Origin of the sequence: Bacillus sp. COPE52 (assembly GCF_003355115.1) — a bacterium.
Lineage (GTDB): Bacteria > Bacillota > Bacilli > Bacillales > Bacillaceae_G > Bacillus_A > Bacillus_A toyonensis.
In genome coordinates, this window is sequence record NZ_CP031292.1 from 5,440,052 (window position 1) to 5,460,423 (window position 20,372).

The following is a 20,372-nucleotide window of genomic DNA, read 5'->3' on the forward strand; positions in this document are numbered from 1 at the left end:
ATAGTTTCAAATAAGAGTTTATAGCCATGATAAAGCTATATAGTTTCAAATAAGAGTTTATAGCCAAGATAAAGCTATATAGTTTCAAATAAGAGTTTATAGCCCCGATAAAGCTATATAGTTTCAAATAAGAGCTTATGGCCAAGATAAAGCTATATAGTTTCAAATAAGAGCTTATGGCCAAGATAAAGCTATATAGTTTCAAATAAGAGATTATAGCCATGATAAGGCTATGTAGTTTTAAGTAAGAAATAATAGCCGTGATAAGGCTATGCAGTTTCAAATAAGAGCTTATGGCCAAGATAAAGCTATATAGTTTCAAATAAGAGATTATAGCTATGATAAGGCTATGTAGTTTCAAGTAAGAAGTAATAGCCGTGATAAGGCTATGCAGTTTCAAATAAGAGCTTATGGCCAAGATAAAGCTATATAGTTTCAAATAAGAGATTATAGCTATGATAAGGCTATGTAGTTTCAAGTAAGAAGTAATAGCCGTGATAAGGCTATGCAGTTTCAAATAAGAGCTTATGGCCAAGATAAAGCTATATAGTTTCAAATAAGAGATTATAGCCATGATAAAGCTACCTAGTTTCAAATAAGAGATTATAGCCATGATAAGGCTATGTAGTTTCAAGTAAGAAGTAATAGCCGCGATAAGGCTATATAGTTTCAAGTAAGAAGTAATAGCCGCGATAAGGCTATGTAGTTTCAAGTAAGAAGTAATAGCCGTGATAAGGCTATATAGTTTCAAATAAGAAGTAATAGCCGCGATAAGGCTATGTAGTTTCAAGTAAGAAGTAATAGCCGTGATAAGGCTATATAGTTTCAAATAAGAAGTAATGGCCGTGATAAGGCTATGCAGTTTCAAATAAGAGCTTATGGCCCCGATAAAGCTATATAGTTTCAAATAAAAGTTTATAGGCCCCGATAAAGCTATATAGTTTCAAATAAGAGTTTATAGCCATGATAAGGCTATATAGTTTCAAATAAGAGTTTATAGCCATGATAAGGCTATGTAGTTTCAAATAAGAGTTTATAGCCCCGATAAAGCAATATAGTTTCAAATAAGAGTTTATAGCCATGATAAGGCTATGTAGTTTCAAATAAGAGTTTATAGCCCCGATAAGGCTATGTAGTTTTTCATCTAAATGGGAAAAATAAACGCATTTTGATTCGGTCATTCGTTTAAAGTGAACTTCCATCAGTGGGAGTCTTATAGCCTGCGAATTGTGGGATGAAAAATGGACTAAGAATTTAATCTTAGTCCATTTCTTATTTTATATCCATTTTGTATGGAATGTACCTTCTTTATCTACTCGTTTATACGTATGCGCTCCAAAATAATCGCGCTGCGCTTGTAACAAGTTGGCAGGTAGTTTGGCAGTACGATAGCTGTCATAATAAGAAATTGCTGCTGAAAATGCAGGTATCGGAATGCCCTGTTGTACCGCCATTGAGATAATTTGGCGTAATCCACCTTGATATGACTCTACAATTTCTTTAAAGTATGGATCAAGTAAAAGGTTCGGTAGTTCAGTGTTTGTTTCATAAGCCTCTTTAATGTTCTGTAAAAAGGCAGCACGGATAATACATCCGCCTCTCCAAAGCATAGAAATGCTTCCAAAATCAAGGTTCCAATCATATTCCTCAGAAGCTGCCTTCAATTGCGTGAATCCTTGTGCATAAGAACAAATTTTACTCATATATAAAGCTTGGCGCACTGCTTCAATTAATTCAGCTTTTTCAACTTCAATTGCTGTTTTATCTTTAGGGCCAGATAAAACTTTGCTTGCGTTCACACGCTCTTCTTTTAAAGCAGAAATGCAACGTGCAAATACAGATTCCGTGATAATAGGCAGAGAGATACCTAAATCAAGTGCGCTTTGGCTTGTCCATTTCCCTGTACCCTTTTGTCCTGCAGTATCAAGAATAACATCCACTAATGGCTTACCAGTTTCTTCATCTTTCTTCTTGAAGATATCGGCTGTAATCTCAATTAGATAGCTGTTCAGTTCACCTTTATTCCATTCAGCAAATATTTCATGGAACTCTTCTGCAGTCAAATCAAGTGTTTGTTTCAAGAAGAAATATGCTTCACAAATTAATTGCATATCTCCATACTCAATACCGTTGTGAACCATCTTTACATAGTGGCCTGCCCCATTAGGTCCGATATAAGAACAGCAAGGCTCGTTATTCACTTTTGCGGAGATGTTTTCAAGCATATCTTTTACTTTTTCGTATGCATCCTTCTGTCCGCCTGGCATAATAGATGGTCCCTTCAATGCACCCTCTTCGCCACCTGACACACCTGCCCCGATGAAATTGATTCCTTCTTCGGCAAGACGTTTGTTTCGGCGAATTGTATCGACAAAGTATGTATTACCACCGTCAATTAAAATATCACCGTTATCGAGGTGAGGAACTAGAGAATCAATCGCCTTATCTGTAATTTCCCCTGCATTCACCATTAATAAAATCTTTCTAGGTAATTCAAGTGAGTTAACAAACTCTTCAATTATATGAGTACCAACTAAGTTTTTACCACGGTTTTCCTCAATGATTTCATCAACTTTTTCCTTTGAAATATCATATAGGGCCACAGAATACCCTTTGCTCTCAAAGTTAAGTGCGAGGCTTTTTCCCATAACGCCCACACCAACAACTCCAATTTGTAACTTTGCCATATTCCATCGTTCCTTTCCATGTATGTTACTCTGTATTATAGTATATATACCTAAAATAACACTTTAATCAAATAATCAATCTTTTTCATTTCAATAGGCTCCGCCAGTATTCTTGCGAAAGGTTATAGGGACACGGCACATCACTATCAAGTTAAAAAATAAAGAGAGATTTTCATCCTTATTAATCAATCATGAAAAATAACTGGTTAATTACGGAAAATCAAATTAAACAGCTTCCGTATCCCTTTTATTGTTTAGAAAGATCTATACAAATAAACTTAATAATAAAGTAAATCCTAATCCGGCTACAGAAACGATAGTCTCAAGTAAAGTCCATGTTGCAAATGTTTCTTTCATGCTTAAACCAAAGTACTCTTTAAACATCCAGAAACCAGCATCGTTCACGTGTGAAGCAATTAAACTACCAGCCCCTGTTGCAAGGACAACTAAAGCAAGGTTAACATCAGATTGACCTAACATCGGGATCACTAAACCGACAGTTGTTAATGCAGCAACCGTAGCAGACCCCAATGAAATACGTAAGATGGCAGCGATAATCCATGCGAGCAAGATCGGTGATAATGAAGTTCCTTTGAATAATTCGGCTACATAGTTACCAACGCCGCCATCAATTAATACTTGTTTGAAAGCGCCGCCTCCACCAATAATTAAGAGCATCATCCCAATATTCGAGATCGCTGTTGTACAAGATTCCATCACGTTTTTGATTGGAATATTTCTTGCCAATCCCATTGTATAGATCGCAACTAGTAAGGATATCAACATGGCAGTATCCGCATTCCCAATAAACTCAATCGTTGCTAGTAAACTATTATCTTTGAATCCCATTGTTTTTTGCAGCAAAGTAATAATTGTAGCGACTGCCATTAAAAGAACAGGCAGTAAAGCGGTAAAAACACTGATTCCAAAGCCAGGAGTTTCTTCAAGTTTAAATACTTTCTGCTCACCTAAAGATTTGATATTACCGGTTTTTGTGAATGCCTCAGGTACTAGTTTTTTTGCAAGTTTAGTAAATACAGGTCCAGCTAATACAACCGTTGGAACCGCTATCATAAAACCGTAAAGTAATACTTCACCGATGTTTGCATGTAATTCACCAGCGATAGCAGTTGGTCCTGGGTGTGGCGGTAAAAATCCGTGTGTTACAGATAAAGCTGCTGCCATCGAAATACCGAGATATAAGATAGAAACTTTTAATTCTCTTGAAATCGCAAATACAATTGGAATTAATAATACTAATCCTACTTCAAAAAATAATGCAATCCCGATAATAAATGAGGCAGTCACAACAGCCCATTGAATGTTCTTTTCACCGAATTTTTTCACAAGGGTCATGGCAATGCGTTGTGCGCCCCCAGAATCTGAAAGCAACTTACCTAACATCGCACCAAGTCCAAAAACGAGTGCTAAATGACCAAGTGTTCCCCCTAATCCCGCTTCAATGGTTTTAAAAATTTTTTCTGGTGGCATTCCAAGTGCTAAAGCAACCCCGACCGATACAATGATTAATGAAATAAAGGTATTTAATTTAAAGCGCATAATCAGTAAAAGTAATGCTAAAATCCCAATTGCTACAATGACTAATGGCATCGTAGTTCCCCCCTAATCTTAGCTGTATTTGTATTTATCCCGCTATTCGTGGGCAGTAAGGCCCCCCACCTCGAGATTTAGATAGAAGCGAGGCGTGGGGATTACTGATGAAAGTTTTACTTTATTAAATTTCTTTGATAATTTGCAATTCGTGTATAATCATCTTCTAGCGCCCTTGATAGATTAATAAATATCGGCAGTAATTGTCTGTATTCTTTTGTTGCTTCTTCTTTCGGTGTATGTTTGTAGGTATTGCCAACCATTTCGGAAACGATTTCAAAAGAATCAATTTTTCCTGTGGCATAGAGACCTAATATACATGCACCTAGACAAGAGCTTTCGTAGCTCTTTGGAACAACGACTTCAGATGCGAAAATATCGGACATCATCTGTCGCCAAACGGCAGACCTTGCGAAGCCGCCTGTTGCTTGAATACGGGTTACAGGACTATCCATGCATTCGGTTAACGCTAAGAATACAGTATATAAATTATATATAACGCCTTCTAAAGCAGCACGAATCATATGTTCCTTCTTATGTGACATCGTTAAACCGAAGAAGGAGCCACGTACATCTGGATTCCATAATGGTGCACGTTCACCTGCGAGGTATGGATGGAATAATAATCCGTCTGCACCAGGTCTCACGCGTTCAGCTATTTTAGTTAATACATCGTATGGATCAATTCCTAGTCTTTTCGCAGTCTCTACTTCTGATGAAGCAAGTTCATCACGAATCCAACGAAGGACCATTCCGCCATTGTTTACCGGTCCACCAATTACCCAATGCTTTTCAGTTAAGGCATAACAAAATATTCTTCCTTTTTTATCTGTTTGTGGCTTGTCAATGATGGTCCGAATAGCACCACTTGTCCCAATTGTGACGGCAATCTCACCTTTTCGAATTGCATTCACACCTAGATTAGAAAGCACCCCATCACTGGCACCAATGACAAACGGTGTTTGTGAATCGATACCAATCTTTTGGGCTAAATCTGGATTGCAGTTGCTAAATATTTGGGTGGTTGGTACAAGTTCAGATAATTGAGCTGGTGTTATACCAGCAATTTTTAAAGCTTCCTCATCCCAATCTAGTGTTTTTAAGTTCATCATACCCATGCACGAGGCGATGGAATGATCAACAACATATTGATTAAAGAATTGTTTGAAGATATATTCTTTGATTCCAATATATTTTTTCGTTCTAATAGCAATTTCCGGATGATCATTCACAATCCATGTAATTTTACTTAATGGTGACATTGGGTGAATAGGTGTTCCTGTTCGTCTATAAACTTCATGGCCATTCAGTTCATCTTTGATTTTATGTGCCCATGCCTCACTACGATTATCTGCCCAAGTGATACAAGGTGTCAGCGGATGATCATTTTCATCCATAGCAATGACACTATGCATAGCACTGCTAAATGAAATAAACGATGGTTTTTTATCTGAATGCTGTTTCGTTATATTTGATATCGCTTGTAAAACAGCTTGGAAAATCTCTTCTGGATCTTGTTCCGCTGTGGATATATCCGGTGTGCGAAGTGGATAACCAATATTCTCGGTTTGGATGACTTCGCCTTTTTCAGTAAATAAAACTGCTTTCGTACTTGTTGTACCGATATCTATACCTAACATATAGCTACTCATGTCCTTGCTCTACTCCTTTAGATAACATTTGTTGTGACATCCAGAAATCTTCAACTTTCCCTTGAACATCATCAAAATTTTGATGTAAGGCCTTAATCATGAGGGCTCGATCTTTTGATTCGATTGCTTTTATATAAAGCTCATGATTTTTTATAATCCGTTCAAAGTCTTCGTACTTTTCCTTGAAACGAGTACGCATTGATAAAAGGATTAAGCTTTCCATAACAGGCTTTAAATTATTCCAAATCATCAGGATGTAGGAATGCTCAATGGTTCGAATAATCGTTTCATGGAATAAGAGATCTTGATAAGAAAATTCATCGGAATCATGATATTTAATGGCGATTTTCATCATTTCCATTATTTTATTTAGTTCTCTTACTAAATCATTTGTGTCCATCTTTACAAGTCGCTCAAAGATAAACGTTTCTATAAGTAAACGAACATCATATATTTCTTCGATTTCTTTCTCGGTTAAACCAATGACAACTGCACCCATTCTTTCTAAGCGAATAATATTTTCAGAAGCTAGTACTTTTAATGCTTCACGGACGGGTGACCGACTTACAGAAAAATCGGCAGCTAATTTATTTTCCGACAGGATGGTACCGCTTTCAATTTCACCTGCAATAATGCGCATTCTCAGTTCGCTCGCAACACGATCACCTGTAGAAGCTTTTGAAAGCCATTTTTCAGGATAAAGAAATTCCATTGATTTCGCCATAAATTCACCTCATGTTAATCAAGTATACTTGTATACAAGTATTATAACTCGGATTTTTAATTATGCAAGCGCTTTTATTGTTTACTTTGGTTCTTTTAGAGGAAAGCTCCATAATTATTAAGCTAATAAATCGAGTCGCCCCAAAAACTATTATTGTTGATGAAGAAGATTTAGGGAATGGAAAACTGAAGAATATGATATCCAAGGACTTATATCAACATATTTACCACCCGGGTTTACAACTTGTTGAACCAAAAATATAGATGTTAAAAATGTAACAGTAACTGAATTTGAGCATTAAAAACTTTCAAAAATTGAAATTGTATTGTAAAGTAATGATTTTACAAATAGAAGCAGTTTTATATAATTAAAGACAAGTAAAGAGAATTTAAATGATTCACAGTAAAACGTGTAAAAAAACAACGATTATGTAGATTATTCAGACAACATTTCAACTTAAAGGTTATATAGCCATCATATAGCTATGACGTTTCACATTTTTAAGATTCAAATTATATTTGTAATTAACATTGTTAGGAGGTATTTAAATATGGAGAAAGTGTTAGCATTGTTTAGTGATGCCCTCCTACTTGCTGCTCCAATTTATGAAGAAAACAAGCAGTTATGGGCCAAATGGAATAAATATTATAAAGAAGTACAAGGGAATCACGATAAATTAGTAACATCAGCTAATATGTCCCCTTCCTTTTCGACACTTGTTTCTTGGTTAGGTCAGAAACAAGAGCAAGGAATATCGTTATTAAACATTTATGCCAATCTGAATAAATATAAAATTGAAATTCAAAATGTACTAGATAAGATCATTGAACAAGAATTCGGAGAAAAAGTTGAAGCAGTTGAACCAACTCAAATTTCAATTTTTGAAGATAGTCAGGTAACAGAACATATAGAAGATATATCGGATGATTACTATCCTGTAACCAATGACGCAATGTACTATCAATTACGTGATGGAATAGCAAAAAATCATTTTGAGGAAGATGAAGCAGTAGCAAAACCGGTACTGCCATTAGAAACAAAAAATTCAAGCGGTGTTGCACAACTATCTTCACATAAGGATGAGGATTTGAGATTAGTGAATACAAACGAAGCAGAAAGATGGTCTATATTGGTTGATGGAGTCATTAGTAATATGGATGATCTTACAGCAGACTGTTTGGATACCATTACAATACAATGGTTAAATCAAGCTAAATCTCCAGATGAATTCATAGATTTTAGTTATGAAAATGTGTTGGAATTATGTAATATGCCAAAAGCATCAGCAAACGGTGTAGAGTATTATCGTGCAGAAGATAAGATAAAAGTAGCGCAACGTATTGCAGCGTTAGCAAGCATCTTTATTTATTTGAATGATGATAATGAAGTTGTAGTATTGAACGATCAAGCTGAAACTGGGGAAAAATTTGAAGTAAAACGTGAAGTAATTAAAAGGCTATTCGTACTGGACTCTGTAGTGTTATGGAGAGATAAGAATACTAATGAATATATGGGGATAGAATCCTGTAAGATTAAACCAGGTAGTTTTTTATCGGGCTATTTGTATGGATCTAATAGCACAACTGCTTTATTATCGAAAAAAGCATTAGAGTATAATAGCTATAGACACAAGTTTCATAAACGTTTAATACGTTATTTATCCTGGCAGTGGCGAATTCGTCAACAATACAGTACTTTAAAAAGACCATACTCCATTGGTGGAGAAAAAGGTTTACTATCTGTAATGGGTATTACAACTACAAAGGGGCGCCCAACTCGAATTCGTGAACAACTAGAAAATGTTTTAAATGATTTAGAAAAAGAAAATGTAATTTCACATTGGGCGTATGCAGAAGAATTGGATGAAACAAAGATAGGAGAACGCAATTGGTTTAAGAATTACTTTGAAAAGTTGGGAATCATTATTTTACCTCCAAAAGAATTGATGAATAATATAGATAGTATGGTGAAGAAAAAATCAATAGATACGCAAGAGAAGCAAGAGGAGCGTTATATTGTAGATACAGTAAAACAACCTACTGTAGGATCAGAGGATATGGTTCGAGAGAAAATTATGCATCAGCATATGCATCAAAATAAAACAATGCGTGAGATAGCAGATGAAATAGGTCTATCCCCTGCTACACTCTCAAGATTTTGTAATAAAAAAATGAAACGCATTTCAAAAAGTGTTAATGAAAAACTTAACAAGTGGTATGAAAGACAAATGATTATAGAATCTATGTAAAAAGAAGCAGATACCTTTACAGAGGTACCTGCTTCTTTTTAGTTTTTTCATTTTCTATATGTATGGCTCCATAATCGCACTTGACATTGGAATAATTTCTATTTGCTATTCCTAAAAACAGAAACCACGTATTTAATTTCCCCTCCTTTACTTTACGTGAAATTCGTTCAACTACCCGGGGTATACCGAGTGTACTTTTGTACAAAATAAAATTGTTAAACGTTAAATTGAGGAGGGTTTGTATGCAAAATTATAAAAAAGCTATAGAGAAGTCTGGTTCTATTATAAAACCAAATTTTGCAGAAACTGATGCGCAAAAAGTAAAACAAGAAATTCAAAATGATGTAAGAGCAGGACAAGGAGCAATGACTTCCCGGGAAGCTGGGGCAATGCGAGATTAAGAAACCCCTTCTTACGGAGTTTTAATTTTCTTCTTTAAAATCTTATTCAGTAAGGAGTTATTCCGTAATCTGGCCCGATTGCTTAATAGGAAAAAATCCTGCACATTAACACAGGATTCTAATCAAGTTTTGCTGTAAGGCCATAATTCTGGTTTTGTTTCATAAAAAGTCTTTTTTTCGGAAATATTCATCTTAAAAAGTAAGAAGGTATGAGCTTACAGCCCACACCTTCTTACTGGTAGAAAAATTCGTTATATGCATAGCTTATCAATCATGATCAATGTCACCTTCGATATATTGATTGAGTTTAGCCTTAATTGCGGCACTTTCTGGAGTTACTTCTGCCACTTTCCGATTGTGAAGTCGAGAGCCCCCTTGCATTTCATCTATAGGTAATGTGTTTTCATCATCTTGAAAAACAGTAGTAGCCATTTGTTGCTGTAACCATTGCATTGTTAAATTAGAGGTTGTATTTTTACCATTGATTTCTGCAGTTCGTTGAATTTCCTGTTCTTGCTGATTATGAGTTACAGTCGATGTGTAAGCAGGCTCTCTATATTGTGGTGTTTGCTTCGCCCTTGGCACTTCTATTGGGGTTTCAGTAATAACTGATGCTTTTTTGTTAATTTCAATAGGTTCTCTATGTTTACTTGTGTCTGGTACATTTTCTTTTTGAACATTGATTACTTCATTAATTTTTGCGTGTTCTGTTGTAGTAGAAGTAGCAATTGATGCTGTAGCGTCCCCCTTTTTTAGCTTAGGAGCAGAATTTTTTGAGTAATCTTGCACAGACTGATTGTTTGTTAACTCACCTTCACTGTCAGTATAATCGTCATTATTATAAAAATCGTAAGTATCAGGGTTTAACGTTTGTAACCAACCTTCTATTGCAGTAGGCGCTGTTTTAGGCGTACTCAATTCCTCAATTACAGTTTCTTCACTATCAACATCTGTATCTGTAACATAATTATCATATTTAATTTCTGCATTCAATGATTCTTCACGAATTTTTAGCCAATAAACAGCTGCTTCTGCATCAACTTGAATCTTAGCTGTTTTAAACTCAGTGGCAGGAACAAAGTTTGCATTTACTTGTATTCCTCCTTGAGGAGCATTATCTTTTACAATTTTAGCAGCACACTGGAATGCTTTTTGAATCAATATATCATTTTCAGAAAGAATGGGTACCTCTGTTTTCGAATAAGAGTAGGATGTTCTACGTGTACTTTGAGTTTTCGTTTCAGCTGTTACCATATCAATTTCTTGATCACCTTCACGTGCTTCATAAATTGTTTTCGTACCCATAAGCTTACTAAACAATTTAGCATCTTCATTAGTAACATCACCATAAACAAGTTTATTACGAAATGTACCTAACAGGATATCCATGAATCTTGGGCCATGTTCAATTGCTAATTGACTAATTGTTTGTGCAATAACAATTAAAGGAGCTTTATATTTACGTGATTGAGCAGGAAAACTTTTAAATGCTTTATAAATGTAATCAGCAAACTCATCAACTAAAACGGGATGGTATGGAGATACGTTAGGTTTACGACGGAAAACAGCATTTTGCACTGCATATAAACATAATTTACCGAATACATCAGATAGGTCAGAAAGTTCCCCTTTCGCTGTATTGATTAAAAGGATACCTCCAAATTCCAAATGCTTTTCAAAGTCAAAATCTGATGGACCACATAATACACGACGGAGCAGAGGTTGAGCTGAAATATCATTTAATGTGTTTCGTAAACCACGAACGAAGGTTTCTTGTTTATCAATAATCTTTGGCTGCCCATAGTATTTCCCTTCAGTATGATAAACAACTTCCCCTCCCCCACGACCGCCAGAAATTTCAGGTACATAATTTAAAGCAAACCATTCATCAACTTGCTTCATTATTCGCCAATGATTTCGTTCATCTCTATCAGGTATAGATTCAATATCATTTGGAAGTCGCTCTTTTAACTTGAGATGCATCTCAAAAACGAGATTAGCATCATTATACAAATCAATTAAATGTTCAAATCTAGCTTCAAATTTTGAATCATGGAGTTTTAACAAGTAAATATGTTGTTTAAGATGCGAACGCTCAGATTGAACAAAGAAAGGATTTCCTGCGCCATTATCAGAGAGCCCCGTTAATACTGAACATAACATCTCAGCAACTTTATCAACTGGACCACGTACAAAATTTATTGAAGGGGTATCAGGATTTGTTGGATCTAAATAGAAAATAACACTTTCGGGAATCTTGTGTGCCAATACCAATTGATATACCTTTTCGCAGAAGTCGTTAGATGGCTCGATAACTGTAAGACCATTTATCTGCGTTCCTTTTACATCCTCTGAATGATAATCTTTTCTTGCATATAGGGTTTTAAAGTTATTAATCATTGAAGCCATATAGTCAAGAATTTGATTGGCAATTGGCAAACCTAGTGCAGCTGATTTACCTGTACCAATATTACCGATGATCATTATGTTAAGTGTTAAAGACTTGCCCTGAATAACTGCCATTTCCCGTGTAGCACTGTTAGGACCAAGAAAGATATCGGGTTCTGGCAATTTTAATGGATTTTTTTCAGTGAAAAATTTGTGTAATGAAGTAGCAAGTTTTCGTTGACGATCATCATTCAAAAAGGAAAGCATCCAACCAGGTATTTTAAATACGTATTCCCATTTTCCAAATTCATCTAAAAGCTCTTTTTTATGTTCATAAAAAATCTTAAAGAGCCATAAGAGTACGAGAATAATAATAATTACAGGTATAGCAAATACAAGGTGCATGATATTACTAAAATTTGAAAGTATAGTATCCTCTAATCCTTTGTCATTTAGTGAAACTTCTCCAGCTTTCGAATTTAAGAATGGAATAAATATTTTAGCTAATGGAACACTAAACGCCCATAAGTACTGGGCAACTATACCAATTAACATCATCGAGAAAATAAGCCATCTACGTTTTATCTCCTGATAAGTCTTAACCTTGGTTGAAAGCTGCCAAGTATAGATTAAAATCCAAAAGCTAAAAAAGGTTTCAATGTAATAATTAGTTTCGAACGGATTACCGAAGATACTTAAGGTAGGTAATGGAACGCCCATTTGTATTGACCAGAAAGAAGCATATTTATATATTCCCCTGAAAGCAAAATACCAAGCTAGCAGCAATAGTAAAGTCACAACATAGTAAGATGAGCGAGCTACTAAACGATATTTCCAGCTTTTTGTAATATCGATTGTAACTGTATAGGAATTTTTCTTGCTCCTCCCGGCTTTTGGATCCTCCCCATTACCTGGTGTATTATTAAGTTCAGCATTCTTTTGAACTGCGTTCTCCAAATTCTTGTTTCACCCTCTCTTTTAAAGAATAAAAAGCAGCGGTGAAATTAAGCAATTCAGCAGAAGTAGCCAATAATATATTCTCTGGTGCTATGGAATTGTGATACAAATCAGTAAAAATGGCCTGCTGCCCATGCTCTAATTCGTCCGCTTCATATATCCCCAATATTTTAATTGGGTTTAGTGTTCGGTGTTGATTTTGCATGGCCAACAATCCTGATAATTGTTGTAATTTAAAGTGTGTGTTAACCTCCCCTACCTTAAGTATTGTTAATATACAAACTATTTCTAAGTAATCTAAAGATTTTTTTTCTTCATCAGATGTTTTTTTTCGTAATACCAGAATGTCATCTGTTAGCTCAAGTAGTTTAGAATGCTGAACCCCTTTCGCTTGCATTTCATTTTTATTAGATATCCACTCTACCGAATAAGGGAAAGAAGAATTTATGCTTAAACGTTCAGTGATTTTTTTAATTAGGTGACTTTTGCTTAAACTATTAGTTTCGCGAATTTCTTGAAGAATATTATTTACTACAAGTGCAGAACTACCCATATTGCATACGTAAACATTGAGGTTGTTTAACACACTTAAACGTGGAATATTACCAAAAGCTTTTTTTAAATTGGTAACACGTGTGATCCGTTTTTTGTAAGTAGAAATGGTATGGTAGGAGTCATCAATAATAGAAAATAACACGTAATATTGCTTAGATGGGTTAGCAGCAGCGATATCGAGATATTTTTTTAATTTATTTTCTAAAAACGGAATGTTTTCCGATCCTGTATCAACTTCGATATTGATAATAGAATTGTTACAAGTAATAACCCAATCAGGAATTAGTAATGGGTTTCCCTTTGAGTCAGGATAAAATTCTTTAGATGGACGAAATGAATATACAAGTTGAGGCAGATCTGGTAGGAAAGAAACGGGTTGAAGTTCTGGCTGAAACACTTCACGGTATTCTTCATCTTCATATAAAAAGTAGACATCTTTTGAATCGGAATACATCAGGTGGGGCAACTGTAAGTTTTGCTTTACAATTTGGCTTAGTGGAAAGAGATAATCTCCATTACCGCCTACAATTGCGCCGGCATGTTCATTGTTTGATTCTGCTTTTAGTAAATTTAAGACAACTTGCGTGATTGCTATATTGTGTTCATATTGCCTTTTAGTAACAAATGAGGTGCTACAATCAGAAAGTAATTTTAATCTATATAATATTTCAGCTCCTTTCAAAGAGATAGAAACGAAATCTAGTGTGAAGCCTCGCTTTTTTCTCACGCTTATATTTTCCTTTTTTAGTAATTTCATTTTTGCCCATTTAGTTAACTTTGATGAAAAAGTAGTTCGACTTATAGGCCCCCCACTTATCAATTCATAAAATTTACGTAATTGAATTTGAGATACTGTTCGCTGTTCATATAAAAATAAAACTGTAAAAATATCAGAACGATTAAAATAAACTCCACGATCATTTTCTCCGACGATATATTTAACTGCATGATTAAATGATTTTTTCAATTTTAAACACTCCCCTGATATGGAAATAAAATACGGAAACTTGCATAAAATCGATTGCAACTATCCAAAAGCCAACCTAGACTGATTGGGTAAATAAAACATTTGAGAACATAAAAATGTTTTAAAAATATTTTAACTGAAATTTACAAAAAAACAACTCGTTATCCATCAAGACTCTGGATTTAAAAACACGTAATACATCTTCATGTATGTCTTATAAAAATCAAATGTAATAAGGATCTATTTACTATTAGAGTTCGTCATATATCCTTCGACATAAATAAAAAGACATGTGACGAAGCTAAAAAATAAAAATAGAGTTCGTCATATGTATTACGTCATATCTGTGTAGAGTCCTCAAAATACAGAGTGAATATATTTTTGAATGGATGAAATTCAATATTGAAATGAATGTTAAAATTTTTTGGATGTAACTGTTTATTAGGAGGAAAAATCACATCATAAAAGAAATAAGTAAATAATTATAATAAAGTAAATGAAAATTTTGTATATTTCGTATTTTGCATGTTACAATCTGATTTAAGGGGTGAAAAAATGCGGAATTGGAACACAGAATATGGGTTAATAAAAAAGATTATACAAAGTGAATTTGAAACAGACTTTTTTTATAACAAGGTAACTAACACATTAAATAACGAATATGAGATAATTCCATTACAGTTTGCTGCTCTAGATCCTTATAAAATCTACAATACTTCACAAGTTAGTAGAATATTGAGACTAAAACCTAATAAATTAAGGTATTTAATTAACAGATACGGTGAATACATCCAATTAATAAAAAAAGAAACTAAATATATTATTTCATTTAAAGCTGTATACAAGATTTATTTAGTACATCTATGTTTAACAAAGAAATTAATTAGTTTATCTGAGTTTAATCGCTTTATGGCATTACATGTGAGTTATAGTGATTATATTGATATGAAATTGACAAGTTATACTGACAAGTTTGTAGAACTTAATTTCAGAGAAAAACAAATGAATGAAAATGAATCACAATTTTATGTGTTATTTCTGCAAATCTCAGAAATAACTACGGAATTAATAAAAGAAATAACGAAATATAACATGACATTAACATCCCCTTTCCTTTCTGTGGACAACCAACAGAAAAATGAGTTATTAAAAAAGAAGCAGGATCATAAAAATCTGTTTAATAAACTAAGTGTTTTATATAAAACTATATAGTTAAAAGAGTAATACTTAAGAAGTATTACTCTTTTTTTATAGGGTTAAATACACGTTTTATTGATAAGTCTTTTATATAAGTCCTTTAAATAGGACGTGTAATAATTCATGGTAATAGTCTATTGACAAGAAATTAATATAAAACCATATAAAACCTTTAATACTAAGTGTTTGTCCATACGTCTTATATGTAGTTTTTATGTATAAGACGTATAAATCAAATAACCTTGATAATAGTACGTTATTTTAGGAGTATTATATATTGGAATTATAATTATGGGAAAAATATACATAAATACTGCACTCATATTTATTATTTAATAGTTATTGTTAGTTATATGAAACCTGATATTGACATGTTTTATTTACTGCTTATATGAAAGACTTTCATGTACGTCTTATATATTTGACGTTGATATATAGGACATTGTTTCGATTTTACATTTTGTAAATGTTATATAAGTCTTGTATATAACAACTTAATATAAGGCTTATATATAATGACTTGATATACGTCTTACAATGATGTAATATATTTTTAGGAATAATTAACCAACGTTTTAAGGGGGGGACAACTTGAACGAGGTATTAAGTGAAAAATATAAACAAAACAAATTCACTGAAGAAGTTGTGGAAATGTTTGCAGACATTATTGAAGGAGACGAAATACTCTACAATGTATTTCATTACATAGGATCTCAAGTAAACAAACAATACCAAGAGACGAAGTATATGAGAGGAATCTCAATAAATGAAATAGTAGAAAGTGTTGTTATTGATAGGAGAGTAAAGAAACCTAAGGGTAAATCCTATTCATTAGAACTTGAAAGAACTAACATTTCAAGAAGATCGGCAGAAGGTAGTGTTGCTACTTTAGCTTCAATGTCATTAATAACAGAAAAAATTATGCATCCGTATAAGTTTTTAATTTCAACTATTAGGGGACAACAAGTATTAGTTGAATTAGGGAAACGTAAAAAAAGTAATGAGAATAAGGGAGAGATAAAATAATGGCAAAAAACTTTCTGAAAAACGAAGTAGCTGTGAAAATGACTATGGTTGGTTTTGGTCAAGCTGGAACTAGAATGGTAGATAAGTTTGCTGAGTATAAGCATACAGACGGTACAGCAGTTTATAATTGCCTAGCATTGAATAGTAATGATGGGGATTTAGCTGAACTGAAAAATGTGCCGAAAAGTAACCAAGTTTCACTAAAATTAGGTGGTTTAGGTAAGAATCCTGAGCGTGCTGTAAAGGTTTTAGAATCTAATGAAGAAGCTAAAGATAAACTAAAAGAATTTATAACGGAACGTGTTAGACCAACTGATGAATTAGTACTATTTTTTGCAGGTTTAGGCGGTGGTACAGGTACATCTACAATTATTCAAGCAATTGAAGAATTCTCCGCTTTTCATAATAAACCTGTAATTGCTGAAGAACTTAAAAGTATGGCAATGAAAATTCCTAGAGAAGAATTAATAAAAAATCAACAAAAGTATGCAAGAATTGCTTTCAATAATGCTATTGAGCGTAAAGATTTCATTAAAATGGGTATTGTAGTTACACTTCCAGTTAGAGCGGATGGACCTGATGTACTAAGACAGGTGAATAAATTTTCACAAGAAATTTGGAAGTTAGCTAATGATCCAGCGAAAGGCGTTGCATTTGTTGTATTTGCAGATAACCAACACTTCTATGATGAGTTTAAGGGATTAAACGAAAATGAGAAAAAAGGCATTGGAAACTCACGAGACTATGCAAACCAACGCATTGGAGATATTATTCATGAGTTAAATACAGCTGCAAATGGTTCAGGAACATCAGTAATTCTAGATTCTCAGGACTTTAAACGAATTTTACTAGAAAGAACAGGCTGTTTAGTAATTAATAAGGTTTCACGTAATATGAATCAAATTGAAAACAGTAAAGAAATTGTAGATATGTTCTCAGAATCATTGAAAGGAAGCTCCTTCCATCACCCTATTGACCTGATGAAGACAAATGAAAATGGAGATTTAGAGGCATCAAAGGTACATCATTTTGGGATGTTAGCAATTTTAGATGAACAGAAGAACATTGATGATTCATTTATGGATGATGCAAAAGTAGAAGTGACAAATAAACTACCAATCAATGGAACTGTTTTTAATGGTTATTTAGTCAGTAAAAATGACTTTATGGGCAGCGTGTATACTTTCTATAAGACAGATGCACTACCATCACGATTATCTAAAGGATTAGTTGAAGAATATAATGAATTTAAAGAAAAACAAAGCCAAATCCAATATACAAAGTCTCAAATTAATACAATTGAAGCGCAAGACTTTGATGATGATTTCAATATTAATTTTGGTGATTACTTTGAATTAGAACCAGTTAAAAATGAAGAACCACAAGCACAAAATGATGAAGAATTAGCAGCATTTATGGATCCAGATAAGATGTTTGGATCAAAATAAAAAATAAGCCTGGGATTTTCCAGGCTTATTTTTCTGTTTTCATTACACTTTTCATATATTCAATCATGTTCTCATCAATATAGTTTTCTATAAAAAGTTGTTTTCTTGCAAGATCTTCCTCTTTTTTAAACCAGCCAACTTTTTTAATACGAGTTTCTTCTGGTTGTGCACTCCACTCTCTTTCAGCTTGTTTTCTTAACTCTGTACGTGCTCTATGTTGAATTATCATATTATCTAGTCTTTCTTGTCTTTGGCGCTCTTTTAACATTTCAGGGTCTTCTGGTTCAGGTAGCACCGCACGTATAGCATCTTCAAACTTTCCTTGATACTCTAATTCAATGTTTTGTAAATGCATTTGAATCTTTTGCTCTACTATTTTCTCAATAGTCGCTGCAGCTTCCTGCATGTTTAATGGGGTTGAGACTTCACTAGTTTGATTTTCTGGAGAAACTGGTCTTAGTTCGAATTGATGTGGTAAAAGCTCAATAATTGCATCTAGCGACCACTTTTCATCCCTCTTTAGCTTAATAAATAAAGCTATGTCTAAATCCAGTGTGTTATATAGCTTTTCATTTGTATTATTGGTTCTTAATGTTCCGTGTAACCCCTTTTCCTCTAGGGTATTGAACCAATTGTACACAGTGTTATGATGTCGGCCTACTAGTTTTGAAAACTCTGTTATTCGCCAAGCTTTTTCAAAAGCATCTTCATGACTAGAGTTTGTATTATTTGACTCCATATGTTCATTTGTATTTTTGTTATCTTGTTCAATCATCGTTATACCTCCTTGAAATATAATGGCCACAATAAAATGGAATTAACATATAAAGTGAGATTAACATGTTAAGTGTTTTTTTCGATAATATAAACCCGAATCCCTTTATTGATTGACATTCACATGAAATGTATCATTAACATGTAAAGCATCACTTGTTAACATAAAGTTGATAAATAAAGGGTTTGGAGCTAACTATTGTTAATATCTTGTTAATAATTCGTTAGTTGTTAATGATTATTGTTGCTATGAAATTAACAAATTAGTCTACAATATATTAATGATAAGAAAATATTAGTGATTTGTAAATAAATTATGAGGATATAGTATTAAACTTAAAGACTTAAAAGCTAAAAAGTATGTATAAATGTAAAGCGAAAAGCCAATACTAATAATAAATAAAGGCCTATATTTATTATTATTTAAGATATTTGGTAGTAGAAAGCTAAGAACTGTATAGTTAATTGGTTTCAGTAGGTCTTTAGAATGCACATGAAGGTTATTATAGGTTATTGAATTACTATTAATACGGCTTAATATAAACTCGTTTTTTCTAGAATGCACCGCCCTTTACAAGTGATCTCTATATAATCAAAATTGATTCATACAATTGGTACTCTTAAATCGGAAGTAATAAAAAGCAATTTATTGTTTTTAGCCACTATCAAAATGCTTTCAAGAATGATATCTTCTCCGGTTTATCCAGTGGATTTCGCTATAGAAAAAAGCCTTTTAATAAATGTAGAACTTAAAACTCTATTTGTATGTATATTCTCAACTTTAGAATTAATAATTGTTAATGTCATGTTGATACGTATTGGTGATAGTTGTTATGAAGTTATCATTAATTAATAACTAGCCCTATTAACATGTCAATCTCAGGTTATATATCAATGATAAATGAAGAGAAAACTATTATTTTTTTTGTGTTACTAATAAGAAACTATCAATTGTATGGAGTTCTTGTTGGTTTCTAGCTACAATTAGAGTTCTTTTAGGGTGTTTTCTTTTTTTATAGAAATACATGGTGGTAGATAAATTTTTAACTAATGCGGATATTGAAAAACCGAAAGGTGCTTCTATGACCATTTTAGTTATTTAATTGTTAATGTCGTATTAATGTTAAATGTAAATTGTTGATATAACATTAACAATTAAAATGGCATTTCTCCCTACGTTTGGCTTTTAGACTATATGTCAATGATAAACAAGGTGTGAAAACTATTGAATTGCTGTCGTCATTTATTAATGTGATGAAATTTCAAGTATTTTTTGATAGTGTGAAAATATCTTCTTGGATAGATCGTCACTAGATTCGCTTCGAGTAAACTGCCACAAAAGAAAATTTTCATCAATATAGATTTTGAAATCTCGAAAGCCATAAATACTTCTCCTTTTTTGACACCTCATTGTTAATGTTATATCAATATCAATTAGAATAATATCAATAACAAAAGAAAATAAATGCTTAACATGTCAATCTCAGATTATATATCAATGATAAATGAAGGGAAAACTGTTGTGGTAGATAAATTTATAATTAATGCAGATCTCTAGACTCAAGACCTGTATTTATACGTATTTCAACCACTTAATTGTTAATGTTATATCAATGTTAAATCCAAATTGTTGATATGAGATTAACAATACAGAAAGTATTCCTTTGTATTTGCTGTTTTCAACTATATGTAAATGATAAATAGAGGGTAAAAATCATTGAATTGCTGTCAGCATTT

At 33.2% G+C, this 20,372-nt stretch carries 12 protein-coding genes; 5 read left to right on the forward strand and 7 right to left on the reverse strand.

Annotated features, from left to right (window positions below):
* Positions 1–1,277 precede the first annotated feature (1,277 nt).
* The 4 genes from gndA to gntR form a co-directional block, all read right to left on the reverse strand.
* Positions 1,278–2,687 carry an NADP-dependent phosphogluconate dehydrogenase gene (gene gndA / locus DPQ31_RS27560; RefSeq protein WP_208731291.1) on the reverse strand — a complete coding sequence of 470 codons (1,410 nt, stop codon included), beginning with the start codon at positions 2,685–2,687 and terminating at the stop codon, positions 1,278–1,280.
* Between the two features lie 264 nt (positions 2,688–2,951).
* Entirely contained in the window at positions 2,952–4,298 is a 1,347-nt protein-coding gene (gene gntP, locus DPQ31_RS27565) for a gluconate permease GntP (protein ID WP_001131719.1), read from the reverse strand.
* A 116-nt stretch (positions 4,299–4,414) separates the two neighbouring features.
* Complete coding sequence (gene gntK, locus DPQ31_RS27570; protein WP_199634582.1) at positions 4,415–5,950, reverse strand: gluconokinase; 1,536 nt, start codon at positions 5,948–5,950, stop codon at positions 4,415–4,417.
* Positions 5,943–6,674 carry a gluconate operon transcriptional repressor GntR gene (gntR, locus tag DPQ31_RS27575; RefSeq protein ID WP_001130026.1) on the reverse strand — a complete coding sequence of 244 codons (732 nt, stop codon included), beginning with the start codon at positions 6,672–6,674 and terminating at the stop codon, positions 5,943–5,945. The genes gntK and gntR overlap by 8 nt, the downstream gene beginning before the upstream one ends.
* Before the next feature lie 550 nt (positions 6,675–7,224).
* Between gntR and DPQ31_RS27580 the strand changes: the two genes are divergently transcribed.
* Complete coding sequence (locus DPQ31_RS27580; protein WP_053446372.1) at positions 7,225–8,922, forward strand: helix-turn-helix domain-containing protein; 1,698 nt, start codon at positions 7,225–7,227, stop codon at positions 8,920–8,922.
* A gap of 242 nt (positions 8,923–9,164) precedes the next feature.
* Positions 9,165–9,323, forward strand: coding sequence for a hypothetical protein (locus tag DPQ31_RS27585; RefSeq protein WP_001181914.1), 159 nt, complete (start codon positions 9,165–9,167; stop codon positions 9,321–9,323).
* 267 nt (positions 9,324–9,590) lie between these two features.
* Here DPQ31_RS27585 and DPQ31_RS27590 read toward each other — a convergent pair whose 3' ends face one another.
* Complete coding sequence (locus DPQ31_RS27590; RefSeq protein ID WP_208731292.1) at positions 9,591–12,668, reverse strand: type IV secretory system conjugative DNA transfer family protein; 3,078 nt, start codon at positions 12,666–12,668, stop codon at positions 9,591–9,593.
* A complete protein-coding gene (locus DPQ31_RS27595) occupies positions 12,640–14,190 on the reverse strand; it encodes a replication-relaxation family protein (protein ID WP_208731293.1) in 1,551 nt (516 codons plus the stop codon). The genes DPQ31_RS27590 and DPQ31_RS27595 overlap by 29 nt, the downstream gene beginning before the upstream one ends.
* A gap of 525 nt (positions 14,191–14,715) precedes the next feature.
* Here DPQ31_RS27595 and DPQ31_RS27600 point away from each other — a divergent pair.
* The 3 genes from DPQ31_RS27600 (at position 14,716) to DPQ31_RS27610 (ending at position 17,861) form a co-directional block, all read left to right on the forward strand.
* A complete protein-coding gene (locus tag DPQ31_RS27600) occupies positions 14,716–15,402 on the forward strand; it encodes a hypothetical protein (protein ID WP_098157558.1) in 687 nt (228 codons plus the stop codon).
* Positions 15,403–15,978: 576 nt separating this feature from the next.
* On the forward strand, positions 15,979–16,413 hold the full coding sequence (locus tag DPQ31_RS27605; protein WP_001006721.1) for a hypothetical protein: 435 nt from the start codon (positions 15,979–15,981) through the stop codon (positions 16,411–16,413).
* Positions 16,413–17,861 (forward strand): FtsZ/tubulin family protein, encoded by a 1,449-nt coding sequence (locus tag DPQ31_RS27610; RefSeq protein ID WP_001097026.1) that lies wholly within the window; start codon positions 16,413–16,415, stop codon positions 17,859–17,861. The genes DPQ31_RS27605 and DPQ31_RS27610 overlap by 1 nt, the downstream gene beginning before the upstream one ends.
* Before the next feature lie 25 nt (positions 17,862–17,886).
* Here the strand turns inward: DPQ31_RS27610 and DPQ31_RS27615 are convergent, their stop codons facing one another.
* On the reverse strand, positions 17,887–18,636 hold the full coding sequence (locus DPQ31_RS27615; RefSeq protein WP_000572413.1) for a terminase gpP N-terminus-related DNA-binding protein: 750 nt from the start codon (positions 18,634–18,636) through the stop codon (positions 17,887–17,889).
* Positions 18,637–20,372: the final 1,736 nt, after the last annotated feature.